Origin of the sequence: Streptomyces sp. TLI_053 (assembly GCF_900105395.1) — a bacterium.
GTDB lineage: Bacteria > Actinomycetota > Actinomycetes > Streptomycetales > Streptomycetaceae > Kitasatospora.
On the sequence record NZ_LT629775.1, the window covers coordinates 1,928,246 to 1,948,084 of the forward strand.

The window sequence follows — 19,839 nt, forward strand, 5'->3', positions numbered from 1 at the left end:
GGATGCCGGGCTTCGCCCCGTGGTCCTGTGGTGCCGGTCTCAGATCAACGGCGACGTGGCGTGCCGACGGTGCGGCCCTGGGTGACGGGGGCGGCGTTCAAACGGTGAGTGCGCTCACAGGGAATCCGTCGGCACGACGGCCGGTAGTGCTCACGGCCGGTGCGGCGCGGGCACCGAATCCGCGCAGGTCAGGGCCGCCCGTCGGCGGCCTTCGAATCGACGGCACGCGAGATCGCTACGACGGGGCGTCGTAGCGGAGGGGTCTTGGCGGTGGCCGATCCCGTCTGTCAACAATGGCTCTCGTCGCCAGCCGTACCCGGTACCTGTCCCACCGGCGTACGGCTCTTCACGAACTACTGCCGGTGCGCGCCCCGCGACCGTTACGGCCCCTGTCCGGCCACGGTCCGGGCGGGGCGAGCACCGGCCCAACCTGATTGAGGTCTTGTTCTTCATGCCCGCTTTCAAGCTTCGTATGCGTACCTCGGCCGCTCTTCTTGCCGGTGCCGCCGGTCTGACCGCGATCGGCGCGGGTGTCATGCCCGCCACCGCGTCCGCGGCGACCGCCTCGCCGCAGGCCATCGCCGCGCAGATCGTGCCGGCGAACCAGCTCTCCTCGTTCAGCCAGATCATCGCCCACGAGTCCAGCTGGAACGTGACCGCGACCAACCCGAGCTCGGGTGCGTACGGCCTGGCGCAGGCGCTGCCGGGTTCCAAGATGGCCACCCACGGCTCCGACTGGAAGACCAACGCCACCACCCAGATCCGCTGGGCGCTGGACTACATGAACAGCCGCTACGGCAGCCCGAACGCCGCCTGGACCTTCTGGCAGAACCACCACTGGTACTAAGCCGACCCGAGGAATCCTCCACGGCGACGGCATCCGGACCAACTGTCCCCCCTCACCCCGGGGTCGGACAGGGACCACCGGGGTGACCGGGGCCCGGCCGCGCGCGATCCGCGCGGCCGGGCCCTCGGCCGTTCCCGCGGTTCCCGCTTCCCTGCCCGCCGGTCGCGTGTCCGCCCGCCCTGTCGTACCCAGCGGATATATTCGGGCCGAGACGAAGTCCCGCCGCCGTTCGGGCCGTGCCCGGTCCCGCCCCGCCCCGTTCGAGGAGCACCCGGTGCCCAAGCCCCCGCGCCCGGCGACCGCCACCACCCGGACCGTGGCGCAGGTCAACCAGACCGTGCTGCTGGAGGTGCTGCGCCGCAACGGCTCGCTCTCCCGGCAACGGCTGGCGACCGAGAGCGGACTGTCCACCGCGACCGTGCACCGTCTGGTCGAGGCCCTGCGCACGGCCGGGCTGGTCGTCGTGGAGCCCGAGCGCGCGCCGTCCAGCGGCGGCCGCCCGCCACAGCTGATCCGCTACAACGCCGGGGCGCAGACCGTCCTGGCCGTGGCACTGCGACCGCGCCGCGTCGTCGGTGTGGTCACGGACCTGCACGGCACGGTGCTGCACGAGGCCGAACGGCAGTGGGCGCCGGCGCTGGGCCCCGACCGCACCCGTGAACCGTCCGCCGAGGAACTCACCGGACCGCTGCTGGCGCTCGTGGACGGCCTGAACCGCTGGGCCGCGCGGCACGCGGGCACACCGCGCGCCCTGGTGGTCGGGGTGCCCGGTGCGGTCCGGGACCGGGGCACCGGGCTGGTGGAGTTCGCACCGGCGCTGGACTGGCCCGGGCTGCGGTTGCGCGCCCCGCTCCAGGAGCGGCTGGGCGTGCCGGTGGCGGTCGAGAGCAATGTCGATCTGGTCGCGCTGGCCGTCCAGCACACCGAGGCCGGCGCGGGTGCGAGCGACCTCGTCGCCGTGACGGTCGGGATCGAGGTCGGCGCCGGGATCGTGCTCGGCGGCCGGCTGCACCGGGGACGGCTGGGCTCGGCCGGCGCCCTCGGCCACCTGATGACCGACTGCCGGGCCCTGGAGCGTCCGGCGGGGCGCACCGGCGACACCCAGGCGAGGCTCGGTGACCGGGCCGTCGACCTGCGGATCACCGAGGCCGGACTGGCCGTGTCCGGGAGTTCGACCGAGCGGGTCGCCGAACTGTTCCGGCTGGCCCGGGCGGGGGTGCCGGCGGCGGTGCGCCTGGTGGACGAGTTCACCGACGACCTGGCCCTGCTGGTGGCGCGGACCGTCAGCGTCCTCGGCCCCGAACTCGTGGCCCTGGGCGGGCGACTGCTGCGCGAGAGCGGTGGCGGGATGCTGCCCGCGATCGAGTCCCGCCTCCAGGGCCGGGTGCCGGTTCTGCCGCAGCTGATGACGATCCCGGCCGGCGCCACCGAACTGGCCGGCGCCACCGCGGCCGCCGTCCGGCTCGCCGACGGGGCCACGTTCATCACGCGCTGAGCCGCGGCGCTGAGCCGGGGCGGTGCCTCCTGTCCCTGCCCCTGTCCCGGCTGCTGCCTCCCGCTGTTCCCTCCGGCCGGCCGGTCAGGACCGCCATGAGGTCGGGGCGTTGTGTGGTCACGTCGCACCGTCGGTTCCGGACCGTTCGTTCCACCGCGTGCCACCACGGTCCGCCCGGACGAACGGCTACCGGCGGTTCCTGTCGTACCAAGAAATACTCACGACCACCGGGCCGGGTGTTCGCCGGGGCCGGCCACGACTGTGGGGCCATCCCGCTCGCGGCAGCCGCCCTGGCACAGGGCACCCACGACCGCGCCTCGCCCCGCCTTCGCCGCCCCGGCCCGCCCCGGCCCGGCGTCAGCCGGACTCCGCCGCCAGGCCCAGCAGTTCACGGGTGCGGCGGTACTTGGCGGCCAGCCTGGCGGCGGTCGCCGGGTCCAGGCTCGCCAGTCGGGCCGGGTCGGAGTTGTGCGCGAGGTCGGCCTGCTTGACGACCAGGGCACCCGGCGTGGCGAGAATGCGTGCGGTGTACTCCTCCAGCGGCTCGCCGGGGCGCTTGGTGAGCGCGTCCACGATGGCCTTGGTGGCGTCGCTCAGCGCGGCACCGGCCAGCCACTCGCGGGTCAGCGCGTCGTCCTCGACGGCGTCGTGCAGCCAGCCGGCCGCGATCTGCTCGGCGCTGCCGCCCCGTGCCGCCACCCCGTGGGCGACCGCCGCCAGGTGTTCGGTGTAGGGGTGACCGTTCTTGTCGGTCTGTCCCGCGTGCGCGTTCCGGGCGATCCGCTCGACCTCGGCCAGGCTCAGGTGGTCCACACCGCCCATCGTAGGCACCCGGCCCGCCCGGCCGCACGGGGGCCTGCCCACCGACGGCGTCCGGGCGGCTGATTGACTTCCGAGGTCCCACCACCAGGGCGGCACGGACCACGGCCGTCCGCCCGACCACCATGCCGACGACCGCTCCGACGATCACGCCGACGACCGCGCCGACCACAGCGCCGAGGAAGCCATGCCGAGTCTGCACCCGCTCCTGTCCGGTTTCGCCCCGATCTGGGCCCTGACCGGTGTCGGATACGTCCTCGGCCGCAGCAGACTGCTCGGCGACCAGGCCGAGCAGGTGCTGAACCGGTTCGTCTTCCACGCGGCCATGCCCGCCGCACTGTTCCTGATGATCGCCCGTACGCCGCTGGACCGGTTCGCCAACTCCTCCATGCTGGCGTTCACCGCGAGCACCGTGGTGGCGGGCGGGCTCGGACTGTTCGCCTCGTACCGGCTGTTCGGCCGGGCGCTGCCGGAACGGACGCTCGGCGGAATGGCCGCCGGGTACGTCAACTCGGCCAACCTCGGCATACCGGTGGCCGTCCAGGTACTCGGCGACGCCTCGTTCGTCGGCCCGGTGGTGCTGTTCCAGATCCTGGTGGTCACCCCCGCGGTACTGACCGTGCTCGACTCCGGCCGGGCGGGTCTGCGGGCGGCGCTCACCCTGCCGCTGCGCAATCCGATCCTGCTCGCGGTGGCCGTCGGCGCCCTGCTCTCGGCGACCGGCTGGCGGCCGCCGGCCGAGCTGAATCGTTCCTGCGAACTGCTGGGCGGGGCCGCGGTACCGACCGCCCTGGTGGCGCTCGGCCTGTCGATCTGCCACCCGCCCGCGGTCACCGGCGCCTCCCGCTACCTGGAGGTCGGGACGGCGGTCGCGATCAAGAACGTCGTCCAACCGCTGACGGCCTGGGCGGTCGGCGCCCTCGTGCTCGACCTGCCGCCCCACCAACTGCTCACCGTGGTCCTGTTCTCGGCCCTGCCCACGGCGCAGAACGTCTTCACCTACGCCCGCGAGTACGACCACGGCGCCGTGTTCGCACGGGACTCCGTCCTCGCCTCGACGCTCGTCTCGATGGCCACCCTGTCGCTGGTCGCCTGGGCGCTCGGCCCGGCGTAGTCGCTCCCGCTACTCCGCCCTGGCCGCGGCCACCACCCCGGTCATCGCCACCAGGAACCTTCGCGCCACGGCGAGTTCCGTCTCCCCGAAGGCGCCCATCGCGGCCATCAGATCGGCGACCAGACCGCCGAAGAACGCTTCGCCCAGCTCGATCGCACGCTCCTCCACCAGTAACCGGACCTTGCGGCGGTCCTCCTCGTCGCGCTCGCGCCGGATCAGCCCCGACCGCTCCAGCCGATCGACCAGCCCCGTCGTCCCGGCCGAGTTCAACCCCAACGCCGCACCGAGCCGCCCCGGAGTCACCACCGCCCCGGCCCGCTCGGCGTCCAGCAGATGGATGAGCCCCCGCAGATCCGTCGGATGCAAGCCGTTCCGTGCGGCGAACTCGGTACCGAACAGGTCGAGTTCGGACGTCAGCCCACGCAGCAGTCGGATCAGCTGTGTCGGCGTCTGCGACGGCTCCACCTCATCGCCCCTTCCCCGGAGTCCCTGAACACGCCCAGAACCCCACCCCTACCCCCACCCACCCCGGCCGACGCCCTCCATCACCCGGCCACCCGGCACGACCAGCCCGACCTCGGCGTCCCGCCTTCCCCGCTCCGGTCCGCCTCGGCCACCGGTCCGGCCCGAGCAGCGGATCACGATGGTCCACGTGATGCGCCGAAGGGGCCGCCCCGGCCGACGCGACGCGGCGCCCGGTGCGGTGCCACGAGGGCGCCGCACCGGGCGAACCGTCCACTGGGCCACCACGAAGCCCGGCGACCTCCCCGACGGCGGCAGCCACAAGAGCCTGGCCCGCCGGACGGCCCGCAGAACCCGCGCCGACGCGGACCGCTCCTACTTGCCCCGCGCCTCCGAAGCGTCCCGATGTCCGGGTCCGTCGGGGCGCGCGCCGGGCGGGTGGCTGTGGCCACCGCCGGGAAGGGGAGCGAGCATGGTCGGCGGAAGCCGTCGGGGTCGACACGGAGGTGGCGATGAGGGTCGTGTTCGTGCACGGGGCGTGCGTGCGGGACGGGTCGTGGTGGTGGCGCCGAACCGCCGAACTGTTGCGGGAACGCGGGGTGCCGAGCGCGGCCCCGGAACTGCCGAGCTGCGGCGAGACGGGCCTCCCTGCCGGCGCCGGCGGGCCCGGGCTGCCCGAGGACGTGGCGGCGGTACGACGAGTACTGCGGGCCGACGACGGGCCGACCGTCGTGGTCGCCCACAGCTACGGCGGAATCGTCACCGCGGAGGCCGCCGCGGGGGTCGGCTCCGTGCGCCATCTGCTGCTGGTCTCCAGCTACCTGCCCGAGGTCGGGCAGAGCCTGTCCGACTTCGGGGACGACGGCCCCGCCCCTTTCCTGGACGTCGACCCCGGCACCGGGACCTTCGGCGTCCGGCCCGAGCTGCTCGTGGACACCTTCCTCCAGGACTGCGGTCCGGAGGACCGGACAGGGGCGGCGGACCACCTCGCCCGGCAGAGCGCGCACGTGACGACGCAACCGGTCGGCGCGGCCGCCTGGCAGCAGGTGCCCTCGACCTACCTCGTGTGCGCCCAGGACCGGGGCACCCCGCCGCGCCTGCAACGCGACTTCGCCCGCCGGGCCGGCAGCGTCGTCGAACTCGACGCCGGCCACCACCCGTTCCTGTCACGCCCCGAGGCGGTCCGGGACCTGCTGCTGAGCCTGTGACCGCGGCCCGGCCCGGCGTCGTTCACCCGACCGGGCCAGCGGCCCTCGCTCAATAGATCAGGTACCCGGGCCGGTGCCCTTCGTCGTCGATCTCCCCGGTCGCCTGAGCCCGTAGCTTCCGCGAAAGTGCCTCCAGGGCCCGGGAGGCCGCGACCTCCTCGCCGATCCTGGCGAGCGGGCGGTCCTCCGCACTCTTGGTCGACTCCCCGTGCGCCGTGAGACCCGGCGCACGGGCGCCCGTCAGCCTCGCCTGGCATCCGGTGTGAACACCGTCCTCCTCGAAGCTCAGCTCCACATCCCACTGGTTGTGCATGCCACACCTCCTGGCGCCGGCGCACGTCGCGCCCGCTCGGGCCGGTCCGGGCAGTGCTCCCGCGGCGGCCGCTCACACCAGCGTGCGCCCGTCGGCACGGCAGCGGCAAGCGGGCCCGGGCGGGACAGCACCCGGCGCCACGCCCGGGGCGTTCCGGGGGTCGGTACCCCACCCCGGCGGTAGGCTGGCCACAGCGCGTCAATGCCGCGAAAACCCTGCTCCGGAACACCGGAACCCGCCTCGGCGCACCCCGTCGAGGCCCCGGAGCCCGGCGGTGCGGCGCGGTCGGCAACCATCGGGCGGTCCATCCGTGGCGGTCTTCCTCCTGGCTTTGAGTGCCGCCTGCTTCCTGGGCCTCGGATTCGTCCTCCAGCAGCACGCGGCGCAGCGGGCCCCGCGTGCCGACCTGCTGCACTGGCGTCTGCTGCTGGACCTGCTGCGGATGCCGGAGTGGCTGCTCGGCACCGGGTTCATGGTCATCGGGTTGATCCTCTCCGCGCTCGCCCTCAACCAGGGCGAGGTCTCGCTGGTCGAACCCCTTCTCGCGACCAACCTCATCTTCGCGATGGCACTCGCCAGAGTGCTCACCCGCCAGACGCTCGGACGCTCCGGCTGGGCGGGGGTGGTGCTGCTGGCGCTCGGCGTGACCGTGTTCATCGTGGCCGGCCGCCCCACCGGCGGAGGCCCGCCGGCGAGCGAACTGCGGCACTGGCTGGTGATCGGAACGGTGGTCGGGCTGACTCTGCTGCTGGTCTCGTTCGCCCGCCGACTGCCGTTGTTCGAGGAGGCGACCCTGCTCGCGCTGGCCGCGGGTCTGCTCTACGGACTCCAGGACGCGCTCACCCGCACCACCACCCAGCGGCTCGACCACGAGGGACTGGACGCCGTCCTGCGCAGTTGGCAACCGTATGCCGTCGTCGCGGCCGGTGTGGTCGGCCTGCTGCTGGTCCAGAGCGCGTTCGAGGCCGCACCGCTGCGGATGTCCCTTCCCGCGCTGACCGCCGCGCAGCCGATCTCCGGCATCGCCTGCGCGGTCGGCTTCCTCGGCGACCGTCTCCGGGTGACCCCGGGCGCACTGGCCTGGGAGGTGATCGGTCTGATCGCCATCGTGATCGGTGTCGTGGTGATCGGCCGCCACCCCGCTCTGCCGGGCACCACCGGCACCGGTGGCACTGGTGGCACCTCCGGCACTGGCACCGACGACGGTCCGGAGCCGGTAGCTCCGACCGACCGACCGCCTGAGACCTCCACCGGCGATGTCCCCGGTACCGGCGGTCCCGCCGACACGGGCTGATCGCCCGCCGTCCCCTGGACGTTGACCGACCGCCCCATCGCCGACCACCGGAGACCCCATGTGCTGGAGTGCCCAGGCGGACCTCGTCGTCGGCGGCGCCGTGACCGCGGTCGGCGGGCTCTGTCTCGTACGTGCCCACCGCGCCGGCCGACCCGAGCGCCTGCCGCTCGCCGCTCTCCCGCTCGTCCTCGGGGTGCACCAGCTGATCGAGGCCGCGGTCTGGGCGGGCACCGACGGCGACCTGCCGCCCGCAGCGGCCGCCTGGGCCCGCACCGCCTGGGCGGTGATCGCCCTGCCCCTGCTCCCGCTCCTGGTCCCGATCGGCGTCCGCTGCGCCGCCCGGGTCGACCGTCCTCGTCAGCGGCTGCTGACCGGGTGCGTGGTCCTCGGCCTCCTCGTCGCCGTGCCCTTGGCCCACACCGTCGCCACCCGTCCCGTCGGCGCCACCGCCCATGCCCACACCCTCGACTACCGCCTCGGTGCGCCGTACCCCGCGCTCCTCCTCGCCGGCTACCTCCTCGCCACCGTCGGCTCGCTCCTCCTCAGCGGAGACCGCCTCCTCCGCCGTCTCGGCCTGCTGACCGGAATCGGCGCCCTGGTCTGTGCCCTCCTCTGGCAGCTCGCTTTCGTCTCGACCTGGTGTGCCCTCGCCGCCCTCACTTCCGTCCTGCTTCTCCGGTGGACGGCCTCACCACCTCCCTCTTCTCGCCTCCGGAGCCCGTAGCCGCCTCGTCCGACACCGACTCCGGTCGCCGGCCGGGATGTCCGGCGTTCCGGTGGCTGTCGCCGCCCGGTCCCGCGGTGGTCAGCCGAGCACCGGGGCCGTCGGGCCCGGGACCTTCTGCTCAGGGGAGCTGCTCACGTCCGGGACCGCCGCCGGGGCACGGCCACGCTTGCGGTCCATCTCCCGCCACTCGGGCCGCAGGCCGGACAGGGTGGTGGTGGCGATGTACAGACCGCCGCACGTGAGCAGCACCGGTATGAGCCCCACCATGGACACGGCCGCACCCGCGAGCAGGCCGCCCACCGGGATACCCGCCCAGGCGAGCGAGTCGCCCAGCGCGTTGACCCGGCCCAACAGGTGACGGGGCACCCGCTCGAGCTGGACGGCACCGAGGATCGGATTGAGGAAGCCGCCGCCGAAACCACTGACCGCGAAGACCACAATCACCAGTGCCATCGGCGCGTCCATGGTGAGGACGAGGAAGCGCGGGGCACCGACGAGCAGGAAGCCGACGAAGAAAACTGTCCGGCGCGGCAGACGGTGCGCCACCACCGCCGCGATCAGGCTGCCGGCCACCGCCGCGATGCCCCAGGCACTCCCGGTCAGACCGATCGCCGCCGGGCCGCCGCCCGATTCCTGCGCCCAGACGGGCACCAGCACGCTGAGGAACGCCGCGTCCAGCAGGTTGGTCACCGCGACCGTCACGATGACGGTCAGCAGCAGTGGCTCACCCCGCAGGAAGGTGAATCCCTCCCGGAACATGCGCCAGTAGCCGACCTGCTCGTCCCCGTCGACGGCGTCGGCCCGGCCTTCCGCCGGCGCGGCCGTCGGCCCGGACGCCTCCTGCACTGCGGCCGAGCGCCCCATCCCCCGGGGAAGCGCGACGGCGATCACCAGTGAGCCGAGTGCGAAGGCGACCGCGTTGACCGTCAGACCGGCCATCGGGCCGAGCAGGGCGATCAGCCCGCCGCCCACCGCCGGACCGATCGTGGTGGCCAGCCGCTCCGTGACCCCGGACAGTCCGGTGGCCCGCTCCATCGGGATCCGGCCCCGGTCGGCCGCCTCGGCGACCATCACCTCCTTGGCGAGGTCCCCCGGGCCGCGAGCGGCGCCGATCACGGCGACCATGACCAGCAGGAGCCAGAACGGCAGCAGGCCGAGCGCATGCAGCAGCGGGACCAGGCCCGCCGCGGCGGCGCTCACCGCGTCCGTCGTCCAGGAGACGACGCGCGGACCGAGCCGGTCGATCACCGGGCCGGTGAACGCCTTGACGAGCACGTAGGGAGCCAGCTCGACGAACGCGACGACTCCGGTCATCGTGGCACTGCCGGTCGTGGCCAGCACGAACCACGGCAGGGCGATCGCCGATACCCGGGTGCCGGTCAGCGAGACGGCCATCGCCGTCAGCACCCCGGCCAGCGGCCGGAAGCTGCGGGCACCGGCGGCCGGACCGTCGGCGGCAGAGGACGTCGACCCGGGCGACGGCACCCGGGGCGGGGTCGTGGCCTCGGTGCTCATGACTGCTCCTCCGACGCGTCGTCGACGGTGGCCTGCGGCTCGGGAAGCACCTGGACGACCACGGCCACCCGGTCCGTTCCCTCGGGGACGGAGCTCCCCGGGGCTATGCGACGGTAGCGGGCGAACACCTCCGACATCTCCGTGGCCAGGGCCCGGGCCTCCTCCGGGGTCAGCTGGAACACCATGTCGCTGAAGTCCACCGCCTGCCGCCACTCCGGCGTCATCGTCTCGTAGGCGTTGAGTGCCGTCTGCGCCATCAGGGTGTGGGCCGCGACGATCGACCGCAGGTAACCGAGCGCCGCCTCCGGATCGTCGTCGGCCAGGCGGCTGTCCGTCCACCAGGTCACCTGGTGGACGGCCTTCCACCAACGGTCCCTGGCGTTGCCGCGCTCGGTGTCCTCGGCGACGAAGCCGGACGCCGCGAGCTGACGGAGGTGGTAGCTGGTCGCTCCCGAGTTCAGCCCCAGCTGCTCGGCCAGCTTGGTGGCGGTGGACGGGCCGTTCTTCCGGAGCAGCCCGATCAGCTGCACCCGTACCGGGTGGGCCAGGGCCCGCAGGCCCTTGGCATCGATCACGACATCGGTCTGCGGGTCCGGACTGTGCGGCCACCTGCGGTCATCGGTCATGGCAACACGATAGAACCGCAAAGGGTCCTTCACAAAGGGTTTTTGCGAAGAAATCTTTGCGGTTCGAACAGGGGTCTCGCGCCGCCGCCGGACCGGCCGCCCACGGGCCCGGCGCGGGCCGGGGCTCAGTCCCGCGCGACGGCCAGCACCAGCACCACCGTGAGCCCGCCGCCGGCCGTCTGCTCCACTCTCAGCCGCCCCCCGGCCGCACGCACCAGCGCCGATATCGACGGCCCGACCGGCTCCGGCCCGCCCTTCCCCCGCCGGGGGACGGTCGTCTCCCCGGCGCCGCCGACGGCCCAGCCGCTCCCCCCGCCACTGCCCGGGCCACCGGAGCCGCCGCCCGGTGCCCAGCCGGCGCCGGGAATCCCCGGCTCGCCGTACATCCCGGCGAGCAGCCACTGGCGGGCCTCGGGCGGCTCCGACGTCCCCCGGTCAACCACCCTCAGCTCCACCCGGGCGGGTTCCGCGGTCCACGCCGCCGCCCCGCCGATCGCTCCCCCGGTGGGCGCTCCCCCGCTGAACGCCCCCTTGCCCAACGCCCCTTTGCCCAGCGCCCCCTTGCCCAGCGCCCCCTTGCCCAGCGAGCCCCTCCCGGAAGTCCCCCGGCCGAACATCCCTCCCGGCCCCACCCCGCCCCTGGCGCCGAGCAGGCCTTCCGGCCCCGGCAACGGATCGGCCCGGACCAGCACCCTGGCCCCCGCCGGACTCCGACGGATCGCGTGATCGACCAGCCCCGCCAGGGCCGCCTCCAGTCGGGGGGCGTCCGCGATCACGACCGGCAGCCCGACCGGAAGGCGCACCACCACCGAGGCTCCCCGGCCACCGCCCCGCAGCACCCGTCCGACCACCTCGGCCACCTGCACGTGCCGCGCGTCGGGGACACAGCCGGCGGCCCGGTCGATCCAGCGCAGTCGCTCCAACTCGGGCCGCGACAGGAGCTGCGGCCCGGCCATGCCGCCGCCCGCGGACCGGCCCGGAGTCCCGGCACCCACCGTCCCGATCGGCGCGGCGAGCATCGACGCCTGCCGGTCCGGCTCGGGCCGGCCACCCCCGCCCACGCCCTTGAGCAACCGCGCGCCCGCCAGCGCCCCGGACCGCCCGAGCGGGCCGAGCCCGCCCAGCGCCCGGGCACCCGTCGCGACGTAGCCCCAGAGCTTCCCGCCTGCCATCGCCCTGCCCTTCGTCCCTCGCGGACCCGGTCCACCACCGTGTGACGGATCGGTGCGAGCCGCATCCCCGGCCCTGCGCCAAGCCTGCGCCCCCGCCGCCCGGGTGACAATCCGGCCCCGGTGCCACACCAACCGCTGCTACCCCGCCGACCAGCGGGGCCGCCCTCCGGCAATCGGCGGGAGCACCGAACCGGCGCGCGTCGAACTGCACGCGCCCCCACCCCGGACACCGACCCCTTCCGCACGCTGCCGCGGCCGCCCCCGCGCCCTCCGGCGGACGGCCGCGGACACCCGGCCCGATCCGGCCGGCGAACCTAGACTGACCCCATGGCCCGGCTCAACGACAAGGTCAGGGACCTGCTGCAGGAGTACGCCGACCTGATCTCGATCACCGGCGGCGACGCCTTCCGCGCCCGCGCCTACGAGAAGGCCGCCCGAGCGGTCGGCGGCCACCCCGTGGACATCGACGGCATGGACGCGAAGGGTCTCCAGCAGATCCCCGGGGTCGGCAGGTCCACCGCCGAGAAGATCGCCGAATACCTCACCGGTGGGCGGATCGAGGCCCTGGAGGCGCTCCGGGCCGAGATCCCGGCCGGAGTGCGCGCGATGATGTCCGTCCCCGGCGTGGGACCGAAGCGCGCGCTCGCGCTCCACCGCGACCTCGGCATCGCCTCCGTCGACGAACTCGCCGAGGCGATCCGCGCCGACCGCCTGAGCGAGGTCCCGGGCCTGGGCGAACGCAGCGGCGAGAAGATCCTGCACGGGATCGAACTGATCCGGCAGTCCGGCGGCCGGACCCTGCTGGACGCCGCCACGGCACTGGCCGACCGGATCGTCGCGGCACTGGCCGCCGTACCGGGGTGCACCCGCTGCGCGTACGCGGGTTCCCTGCGCCGGATGCGCGAGACGGTCGGCGACATCGACGTCCTGGCCACCGCCGAGGACTCGGCGCCCCTGATTGCCTCGCTCACGGCGCTCCCCTTCACGGCCGACGTCATCGGAAGCGGACCGACCAAGACCTCGATCCGCACCACGGACGGGATCCAGGTCGACCTGCGGGTGGTCCCGAAGGAGGACTGGGGTGCGGCCCTGGTCTACTTCACCGGCTCGAAGGCGCACAACATCAGGCTCCGGACGATGGCGGTACGGGCCGGCCTGAAGCTCTCCGAGTACGGGCTCTTCGACGCCGCGAGCGGCGAGAAGATCGTGTCGGCGACCGAGGACGAGGTGTACGCCGCGCTCGGCCTGCCCTGGATCGCGCCGCCTCTGCGCGAGGACCGGGGTGAGATCGAGGCGGCCCTGCGCGGTGAGTTGCCCGAACTGGTCACCGAGGCGGACCTCCGCGGCGACCTGCACACCCACACCGACCTGACCGACGGGCTGGCCACCCTGGAGGAGATGATCGACACCGCGGCCGCCCGCGGCTACACCTACTACGCGGTCACCGACCATGCCCCGGACCTGGTGATGCAGCGGATGACGGACGAGAAGATGCTCGCCCAGCGGGAGCAGCTGCGCGCGCTGGCCGGGCGGCACCGGCGGATGCGGCTGCTGCACGGCACCGAGTTGAACATCGGACCGGACGGCAGGGTGGACTGGCCGGCCGAGTTCCTGTCCGGTTTCGACGTGTGCGTGGCGTCCGTCCACTCCCACTTCGGCGCGGACCGGGACGCCCAGACCCGTCGGCTGATCCGCGCCTGCGAGAACCCGCACGTGCACATCATCGGCCACCTCACCACCCGCCGGATCGGCCGGCGCGGGCCGATCGACGTCGACCTGGACGCCGTCTTCGCCGCTGCCGCCCGGACCGGAACCGCGATCGAGATCAACAGCTCGCCCCAGCGGCTCGATCTGCGGGACGAGGACGTGCTCCGGGCCAAGCGCCACGGTGTGAAGTTCTCGATCGACAGCGACGCGCACGCCACCCCCCATCTCGCCTACCCCAGGTACGGGATCGGCACCGCCCAGCGCGCCTGGCTCGGCACCGAGGACGTGATCAACACCTGGCCGTGGCAGCGCCTCAAGCGGTTCCTCCGCAAGGACGCGCTCCGCAGCTGAGCGTCCGACCGGAGTGGCCGGGGTGGCCGGGGTGGCTGACGCGGGGGCGTGCGACCAGAGCCGGAAATATGTCCGATTGATGGGAATTTTTTCCGAATATCCCTGGTGCGACGGCCTCCCGAGGCGCATCATGGTGGTGGACCTGCGAGGTAGCCGAGGAGGTTCGACCGCAGGAGGCAGTGGCGACAGATCGAGACGGATCAGGGTCTGCCGCTGGTACCTCGGTCGACGATCGAACTGCACAGGCCGGAGGACGGGACGTCCGGAGGCCACCCCCACCTCGCGGGTTCCGCATGTCCGGCCGGACCCCTCACCGGCCGGACATTCCGCTGTCGGCCCTCCGGCGCTGCGGCCCACGCCCACGCCCGCGCCCGAGATCCAGGCCGCCGGCCACCGGCCACCGGCTTGGGCCAACTCCACTCAAAGCGAGACGAATTCGCTGCGAGCAAGGTCAAACTCCCTCGATCGAGGGAGGTACGGGACGCAGGAGAGGGGGATGTTACTCCGTGACCGAACAGAGAGTCGGACCGGCTCCGCCGGCTCCGAGGAGGGACATCCCCATGCACTTCCGCACCAGCACCACCGCCGCACCGGCCGACTCCCACCTGCCTTCGGGGTGCCCGTCCGGAACCACCGGGGCGCGGTACCGTTCATCCGGACCGACGCCGACACCTTCCCGGCCGGTTCACCGGGCCGACCCGCCGCGGCGCGCCGGTGCCGTCACCGTCCGCCCCAGCTCGCCGCACGGATCCGGAGAACCAGCCCGATGCCGACCCTCGACCGTCCGCGCTCCGGCCCCGTCCAGGCACTCCTCGCCCCGGCCTCCCCCGCCGGCCCCACCACGGCGACGGTCGGCCGCCGATGAGCGTCGCCTCCGGCCTCGACCGGCTCACCGCCGTCGGCCCGTACTTCGCGCTGGACACGGCCGGGGCGCCCGGTGAAGCTCCGCCTCCGGGCTTCCGACCGCTTCGAGATCTCTACGCCCCGGGCCGCGAGGGCCTGTTGGCAGGCCGGATCCGGGACGTCGGCCGGAGACTCGGCACGGCCGAGGCACGGGTCGCGGCCTCGATCCTGCACCTGGGCCTGGCCGCCAGGTTCTGCTCGGTGGGCCTCGGCGCCGCCGTACTGGTCGGCGACGTGCCCGACCTGACTCCCGATGAAGCGTGGGTCCGCGTCCCCGAACAGGGGCCGATCGACCTCTGGGCTCCCTACCGGCCCACGTCGACGGCAGGGCCCGGTTCCGCGCAGGCGCGCACGTCGGCCGATCCGGGTCGGCTCGCCGACCGCCTCCGCCGGGCCGTTGTCGAGGGGCAGTTGGCGGAGCTGGCGACTGCCGTCCGCTCCACGGTCCCGCTCTCCGACGGGCTGCTCCGGGGAAACGTGGCCTCCGCTCTGGCAGGCGCCCTGCGCGTGCTGGACGCCCACATCGCGCAGGCGGCTCCCGACAGCCTGTCCGTGGATCCGGGACTGGCCCGGACCCTGGTCGCCCGCGTACTCGACCGACCGCCCCTGGCCGGCACCGGAACCCTGACCGTCGGCGGCGCTCGGGCCGGTACCGGGTTCCGACGCACCAGTTGCTGCCTCTACTACCGGGTCGGTCCGCAGGCCGGCGTCTGCGGCGACTGCTGCTTCACCAGTCCACCGCGCCGCTCCTGAACCGCGCCGCCCCCGACCGAGAGCCGAAATGAGCCAGGGCCGGTCCGGACGCCCGACCGCTCGACGGCACCGCCCGCAGTCCCGGGCGCTCTACCGCTCCAGGGTCGCGGCCAGCAGATTGGGGTCGGTCCTCGAGTAGAAGGCCGCACTGGCCACGTAGACGCGGTCACCCCGGATCCCGACCGAGGTCGGGTTGGAGAGACCGTCCGAGGCATCGAGAACGGTGTGCCGGGTTCCGTCACCGTGGAGGTAGACGGCCTCACTGGAGGTGTTGAGCGCCGCGATCAACTCGTCACCGGTCCCGACGAAGGCGAAGTCGTCGAGCCCCGCGAGCCCGTCGGCACGAACCTCGACCGGACCGGCGGAGCCGTCCTGGCCGATCGGGATCCGCAGCAGCGAGTCGGTGTCGGTGTTGCCGACCCAGACGGCGCCGCGGTGGACCTTCAGGCCGTTGGCGCCGAAAGCCCCGGTGGGCCTGAGGCGGGCGTCGTCGGACCAGACCACCGGGGCGCCGCCGGCCGTCGGCACCACCCGGACCAGCCCGAGCGCCGAGTCGGCCGAGTACAGCACACCGGCGCGCTCGTCCAGAGCGAGTCCGTTGGGCAGGCTGTTCGCGGGGAGGGCGGCGATGCGCTCCGGCCCGCCACCGGGGCAGATCCTCCAGATACCGGTGAGGTCCTCGGTACCGGTGGCGTAGGCGAAGTAGAGCGTGCCGTCGTGGGCGCGGGCCAGGCCGGAGACTGCGGCGGCACCGACGACCGGAGTCACGGGGTGTGCCGGTGCGGGCATGTCGGCCAGGACGGCGGGCCGGCCGGCCCGGTCGAGGTGGACGACCTGGCGGGCGAAGGAGAGGGTGAGGTCAACCGAGCCGTCGGGTTCGACGGCGATGTTCTCGGGCTGGCGGCCCTGGGACAGATCGAAGTGGGCGACGATCCGGGGCTGCGAGAGCGGTGGCGCGACGGCGAGCGCCGGCGTCGCGGCGAGCAGCACCAGGGCGACAGCGGTGACCGGCACTGCTCCCAGCACCCGGTCGGCGAGGGCGGCACGGGGAGGACGGGCGACGGAGGACGCCGGGGCCGCACAAGAGCCCTGTTGTGTCGAGCACTTACGGGCACGGCGGAAGGAGCGAGGCACAGTGGTACTCCCCTGGGGCGGCGAACGGACGGGGCGGCGCCCCCGTCGGCAGAGCACGCCCGATCCTGCCATCCGGGAGGCAGCGGGCTGTGCCGCCACGCAGATCACGCGCTCCACCGCACCGGGTCGTCGGCGTGCGCCTCGACGACTGGGGCCCGCAACCGGCTTGTCCAGGGCCGGTTGCGGGCCGCCGATCCCCACCCGGGATCGATGCCCCTGTCACCGGGTGAAGTTCTCGCACGAAGTTGACGGACAATCAGATCGCGGCCGCCGACTCCTCGATTTCCTCCTCGATTTCCTCCTCCGCTCCAGCCCGCTCCCCCGGCACCCCGGCTCCCGGCGCCACACCGGTCCGACCGACCGGACCGACCCGACCACCGACACCCCCGGCAGCCCCCGTACCGACCGCGGTCGACGTCGCCGCCCGGCCGCGCCGCTCGTACCGCGCGGCTCCGAGCACGAGCACGCCGGCCGCCGCCAACCACAGCACCAACGTCAGGAGATGTCCCCCGAACCCGGCGCCGCCGTCGAAGTAGAGCAGACTGCGGGCGCCCTCCAGGAAGCCCGCACCGGCCCAGAAGGAGTGCAGACCGCCGAAGAAGCCGTTCTGGAGCTCCGGCCGGTAGACACCGCCGGAACTGGTGAAGTTCAGCATCACGAACAGCACCATCATCGCCAGCGTGGTCCACCGCCTGAGGAAGGTGTGCAGACCCGTACCGATCCCGATCACCCCGGCCGAGTAAAGCCAACCGAGCGCCCAGACCCCGGCCAGGTCGTGGTCGACCACATGGAAGACGGGTCCTGCGGTGAGAATCCCGATCACGCTCACCGCCAGGGACACGGCCAGTCCGACCAGCACCCGGATCCGCATGGCCAGAGCCGCGCCCGCCGCACCGATCACCGCGACACTGCCGTAGGAACCGATGCTGAGCGCGACCAGCAGGAAGAACAGACCTTGACCGGTGGGGTCGCCCTCGCTCGGGGTGGTGAGGTCCGTGACCGCCAGGGGGACGCCCTGCTGTGCGGCCACCCGCTGGAAGACCTTCTCGGCCGCCATCGCCGAGGTGTCCGAGTTGGCCTTGGCGACCAGCAGTTCGGGGTGGCTCGCATCGGGGAGGAAGGCGCCGACCAGGTCCCGGTCCAGCAGTTCCTGTTCGGCGGCGGCCCGGTCCGGCAGCGTCGTGACGTCCAGCGCCTCGCCCGCCCGGCCCTGCACCGCCCCGGCCAGCGCCCGCACCTCCGGGGCGACGCCCACGACCGCGACCTTCAGGTGGTGCGGCGCGGGCTGATGGAAGGCGCCCTGGTAGGCCAGCGCCATGCCGAGGCACATCAGCAACGGGGTGAGGAGGTGGAACGCCAGGTGCTTGAGCGGGTGTCCTGCGGCGGGCGCGACGGCTGTGGTCCGGGGTGTGCTCATGAAGTTCGGTCCGTCCTCCGGCGGTCGCCAGCGAAGATGGCAGGGAAAGATGGTAAATGCAACTATCTGGATGCAGTGTACAACCACCTCGGGGGCGAGCCGAAGCCCGCCCCCGATCGGCCCACGCCCCGCAGGGCGGCAGCGCCACCGGCGCCGGGCGCGTCACCCCAGGTCGAAGACCCCGTACGAGAACCCGTCCGCCCGCAGCTCGCCCGCCGCTCCGATCCGCACACCCTGGACGTCCAGCGGGATGATCCCGCCCGGCCGACCCGCCCGATCGGCCCGGCCCGCCCCGGCCGCACCGACGCCGTCCAACAGCCCGTCGAGCGGGAGGACCGCCGGTTCCCGCCGCGGGTTGATCACCACCAGGTACCGTCCGGCCCGGGTGTACACCAGGGGGTAACCCGCATGCCGGACCTCCACCGAGCCCCGGGCCCCGAGCCCCGGATGCTTGCGGCGCAGCGAGATCAGCCGTCGCACGGTGTGCAGCAACGAGGTCGGGTCGGCCCGCTGGGTGGCGACGTCCGGCCGGTGCGGCTCCGGATCCACCGGGAGGTAGAGCTTTCGCGCCGGGGCGGTCGAGAAGCCCGCGTTCGGACCGGGCGCCCACTGCATGGGTGTGCGCGAGCCCGCCCGGTTGTACGTCGGGCCGAGCACGCTGCCCTCGACATCGGCGAGGTCCGGCACGTAGCGCATGCCGATCTCGTCGCCGTAGTACACCGCGGGAAGGGTGGGCCAGGTCAGCACCAGGGCGAAGGCCGGGGCGAGTTGCTCGGCGGTGCGCGGGCCGGTCGCGAGCCGGGAGAAGTCGTGGTTGGCGGTGGGAAGCGCGATGTGCCCGGCACCCTCCGTCAGTTGGGCCGCCGAGTGCCAGGCATCCAGGAACGCTCGGGGCGTGCCGCGCCCCTCGGCCTCGAAGTAGCACGGGCCCTGCTTCCAGAACTCCTCCACCGTCCCGGCGTTGTTGTTCCAGAGCGAACGCAGCGGCAGGCCGTGGTCCGCGCCGCCGAACTGGAGCAGGAAGTCCGCGTGGAAGCCCGCGGCGACGGCGGCCGCCGGGTCGCCCCATTCGGCGAACAGGGCGGCCTGCGGGTGGTCGCGGTCGAGCCAGTCACGCAGCTCGGTCCAGAGCTTGCCCGTCTCGGCGAAGCCGGGGTCGTCCTTGACCAGCGAGGACGCCATGTCGACCCGGAAGCCCGCCAGCCCCAGACCGAGCCAGTGCGCCATGATCCGGCGCAGCGCGGCGCGGTTGGCGCGCGGCCCCTCGGCGTCGACGGGCTGGCGCCAGGGCTCTTCGGGATCCTCGCGCCCGTAGCCGAAGTTGAGTGCCGGCTGGCACTCGAAGAAGTTGGGCCGGTACCACCCGGTCCGGCCGCCCGGGGAGGCGACGAAGCCGTCCACCGGCCGGTCGGACCAGATGTAGCGGTGGTCGGACGGATCCTCGGCCGAGGACAGGAACCAGGGGTGCTGGTCGGACGTGTGGCCGGCGACCAGGTCCAGCAGGATCCGGATGCCCTTGCGGCGTGCCGCCTCGACCAGGGCGGCGAGGTCGTCGGCCGTGCCGTAGCGCGGGGCGGGCGTGAGGTAGTCGGTGACGTCGTAGCCCGCGTCGCGGAAGGGCGAGGCGAAGCACGGGTTCAGCCAGACCGTGTTCACGCCCAGCCAGGCGAGGTGGTCGAGGTGGTCGGTGATGCCCGCGAAGTCGCCGATGCCGTCGCCGTCGGAGTCGGCGAAGGTCTGGGGGTAGATCTGGTACAGCACGGCGTCGGTCAGCCAGTCGGGGCCGGGGCGGGTCGAGGTCATGGGTGGGATCCTCCTGCCGGGTGCCGGGGGGCTACCGATTCTCGTCGAATCCCCATCGCCCCAACAGTCCGGCTCGGCCACTCCCGGACCGGTGCGGGACTCCTGGAAGGAGCCCCCGGCCGTGCTGCGCGCCCTCCCGAGCCCCTCCCACTCCTTCACGCCCCACGGTCGGCAGCCGC

General features: G+C 73.6%; 17 protein-coding genes. 8 read left to right on the forward strand and 9 right to left on the reverse strand.

Annotation, left to right across the window (positions count from 1 at the left end):
• Nucleotides 1-451: 451 nt before the first annotated feature.
• Complete coding sequence (locus BLU95_RS07500; protein WP_093864702.1) at nt 452-847, forward strand: aggregation-promoting factor C-terminal-like domain-containing protein; 396 nt, start codon at nt 452-454, stop codon at nt 845-847.
• A 274-nt stretch (nt 848-1,121) separates the two neighbouring features.
• Complete coding sequence (locus tag BLU95_RS07505) at nt 1,122-2,342, forward strand: ROK family transcriptional regulator (RefSeq protein WP_159424817.1); 1,221 nt, start codon at nt 1,122-1,124, stop codon at nt 2,340-2,342.
• A 357-nt stretch (nt 2,343-2,699) separates the two neighbouring features.
• Here BLU95_RS07505 and BLU95_RS07510 read toward each other — a convergent pair whose 3' ends face one another.
• Nucleotides 2,700-3,164 (reverse strand): HD domain-containing protein, encoded by a 465-nt coding sequence (locus tag BLU95_RS07510; protein ID WP_173862013.1) that lies wholly within the window; start codon nt 3,162-3,164, stop codon nt 2,700-2,702.
• Nucleotides 3,165-3,348: 184 nt separating this feature from the next.
• On the opposite strand from BLU95_RS07510, the gene BLU95_RS07515 reads away from it, so the two are divergent.
• Complete coding sequence (locus tag BLU95_RS07515) at nt 3,349-4,275, forward strand: AEC family transporter (protein WP_093859304.1); 927 nt, start codon at nt 3,349-3,351, stop codon at nt 4,273-4,275.
• A 9-nt stretch (nt 4,276-4,284) separates the two neighbouring features.
• Here BLU95_RS07515 and BLU95_RS07520 read toward each other — a convergent pair whose 3' ends face one another.
• Nucleotides 4,285-4,740, reverse strand: coding sequence for a MarR family winged helix-turn-helix transcriptional regulator (locus BLU95_RS07520; protein ID WP_093859305.1), 456 nt, complete (start codon nt 4,738-4,740; stop codon nt 4,285-4,287).
• Nucleotides 4,741-5,249: 509 nt separating this feature from the next.
• On the opposite strand from BLU95_RS07520, the gene BLU95_RS07525 reads away from it, so the two are divergent.
• Nucleotides 5,250-5,945 carry an alpha/beta fold hydrolase gene (locus BLU95_RS07525; RefSeq protein ID WP_093859306.1) on the forward strand — a complete coding sequence of 232 codons (696 nt, stop codon included), beginning with the start codon at nt 5,250-5,252 and terminating at the stop codon, nt 5,943-5,945.
• 49 nt (nt 5,946-5,994) lie between these two features.
• Here the strand turns inward: BLU95_RS07525 and BLU95_RS07530 are convergent, their stop codons facing one another.
• Nucleotides 5,995-6,258 (reverse strand): dsRBD fold-containing protein, encoded by a 264-nt coding sequence (locus tag BLU95_RS07530; protein ID WP_093859307.1) that lies wholly within the window; start codon nt 6,256-6,258, stop codon nt 5,995-5,997.
• Between the two features lie 310 nt (nt 6,259-6,568).
• Here BLU95_RS07530 and BLU95_RS42995 point away from each other — a divergent pair, with 310 nt between their 5' ends.
• Nucleotides 6,569-7,552 carry a DMT family transporter gene (locus BLU95_RS42995; RefSeq protein WP_231978369.1) on the forward strand — a complete coding sequence of 328 codons (984 nt, stop codon included), beginning with the start codon at nt 6,569-6,571 and terminating at the stop codon, nt 7,550-7,552.
• A gap of 58 nt (nt 7,553-7,610) precedes the next feature.
• Nucleotides 7,611-8,276 carry a DUF6629 family protein gene (locus tag BLU95_RS07540; protein WP_093859308.1) on the forward strand — a complete coding sequence of 222 codons (666 nt, stop codon included), beginning with the start codon at nt 7,611-7,613 and terminating at the stop codon, nt 8,274-8,276.
• A gap of 81 nt (nt 8,277-8,357) precedes the next feature.
• Here BLU95_RS07540 and BLU95_RS07545 read toward each other — a convergent pair whose 3' ends face one another.
• From BLU95_RS07545 to BLU95_RS07555, 3 genes are all read right to left on the reverse strand, one after another.
• Nucleotides 8,358-9,794, reverse strand: coding sequence for an MFS transporter (locus BLU95_RS07545; protein ID WP_197698728.1), 1,437 nt, complete (start codon nt 9,792-9,794; stop codon nt 8,358-8,360).
• Entirely contained in the window at nt 9,791-10,420 is a 630-nt protein-coding gene (locus BLU95_RS07550; RefSeq protein WP_093859309.1) for an ArsR/SmtB family transcription factor, read from the reverse strand. The genes BLU95_RS07545 and BLU95_RS07550 overlap by 4 nt, the downstream gene beginning before the upstream one ends.
• 125 nt (nt 10,421-10,545) lie before the next feature.
• Nucleotides 10,546-11,592, reverse strand: coding sequence for a hypothetical protein (locus tag BLU95_RS07555; protein WP_093859310.1), 1,047 nt, complete (start codon nt 11,590-11,592; stop codon nt 10,546-10,548).
• Nucleotides 11,593-11,919: 327 nt separating this feature from the next.
• On the opposite strand from BLU95_RS07555, the gene polX reads away from it, so the two are divergent.
• A complete protein-coding gene (polX, locus tag BLU95_RS07560) occupies nt 11,920-13,650 on the forward strand; it encodes a DNA polymerase/3'-5' exonuclease PolX (RefSeq protein WP_093859311.1) in 1,731 nt (576 codons plus the stop codon).
• Between the two features lie 861 nt (nt 13,651-14,511).
• Complete coding sequence (locus BLU95_RS07570; protein WP_093859313.1) at nt 14,512-15,306, forward strand: (2Fe-2S)-binding protein; 795 nt, start codon at nt 14,512-14,514, stop codon at nt 15,304-15,306.
• 90 nt (nt 15,307-15,396) lie between these two features.
• Here the strand turns inward: BLU95_RS07570 and BLU95_RS07575 are convergent, their stop codons facing one another.
• The 3 genes from BLU95_RS07575 to BLU95_RS07585 form a co-directional block, all read right to left on the reverse strand.
• Entirely contained in the window at nt 15,397-16,320 is a 924-nt protein-coding gene (locus BLU95_RS07575; protein ID WP_231978370.1) for an NHL repeat-containing protein, read from the reverse strand.
• 376 nt (nt 16,321-16,696) lie between these two features.
• Nucleotides 16,697-17,857: an ABC-2 transporter permease gene (locus BLU95_RS07580; RefSeq protein ID WP_093859315.1), complete on the reverse strand. Its 1,161-nt coding sequence runs from the start codon at nt 17,855-17,857 to the stop codon at nt 16,697-16,699.
• Between the two features lie 162 nt (nt 17,858-18,019).
• The gene (locus BLU95_RS07585) at nt 18,020-19,660 is read right to left on the reverse strand and encodes an alpha-amylase family glycosyl hydrolase (RefSeq protein WP_093859316.1); all 1,641 of its coding nucleotides are present in this window, start codon (nt 19,658-19,660) and stop codon (nt 18,020-18,022) included.
• Between the last annotated feature and the right edge of the window lie 179 nt (nt 19,661-19,839).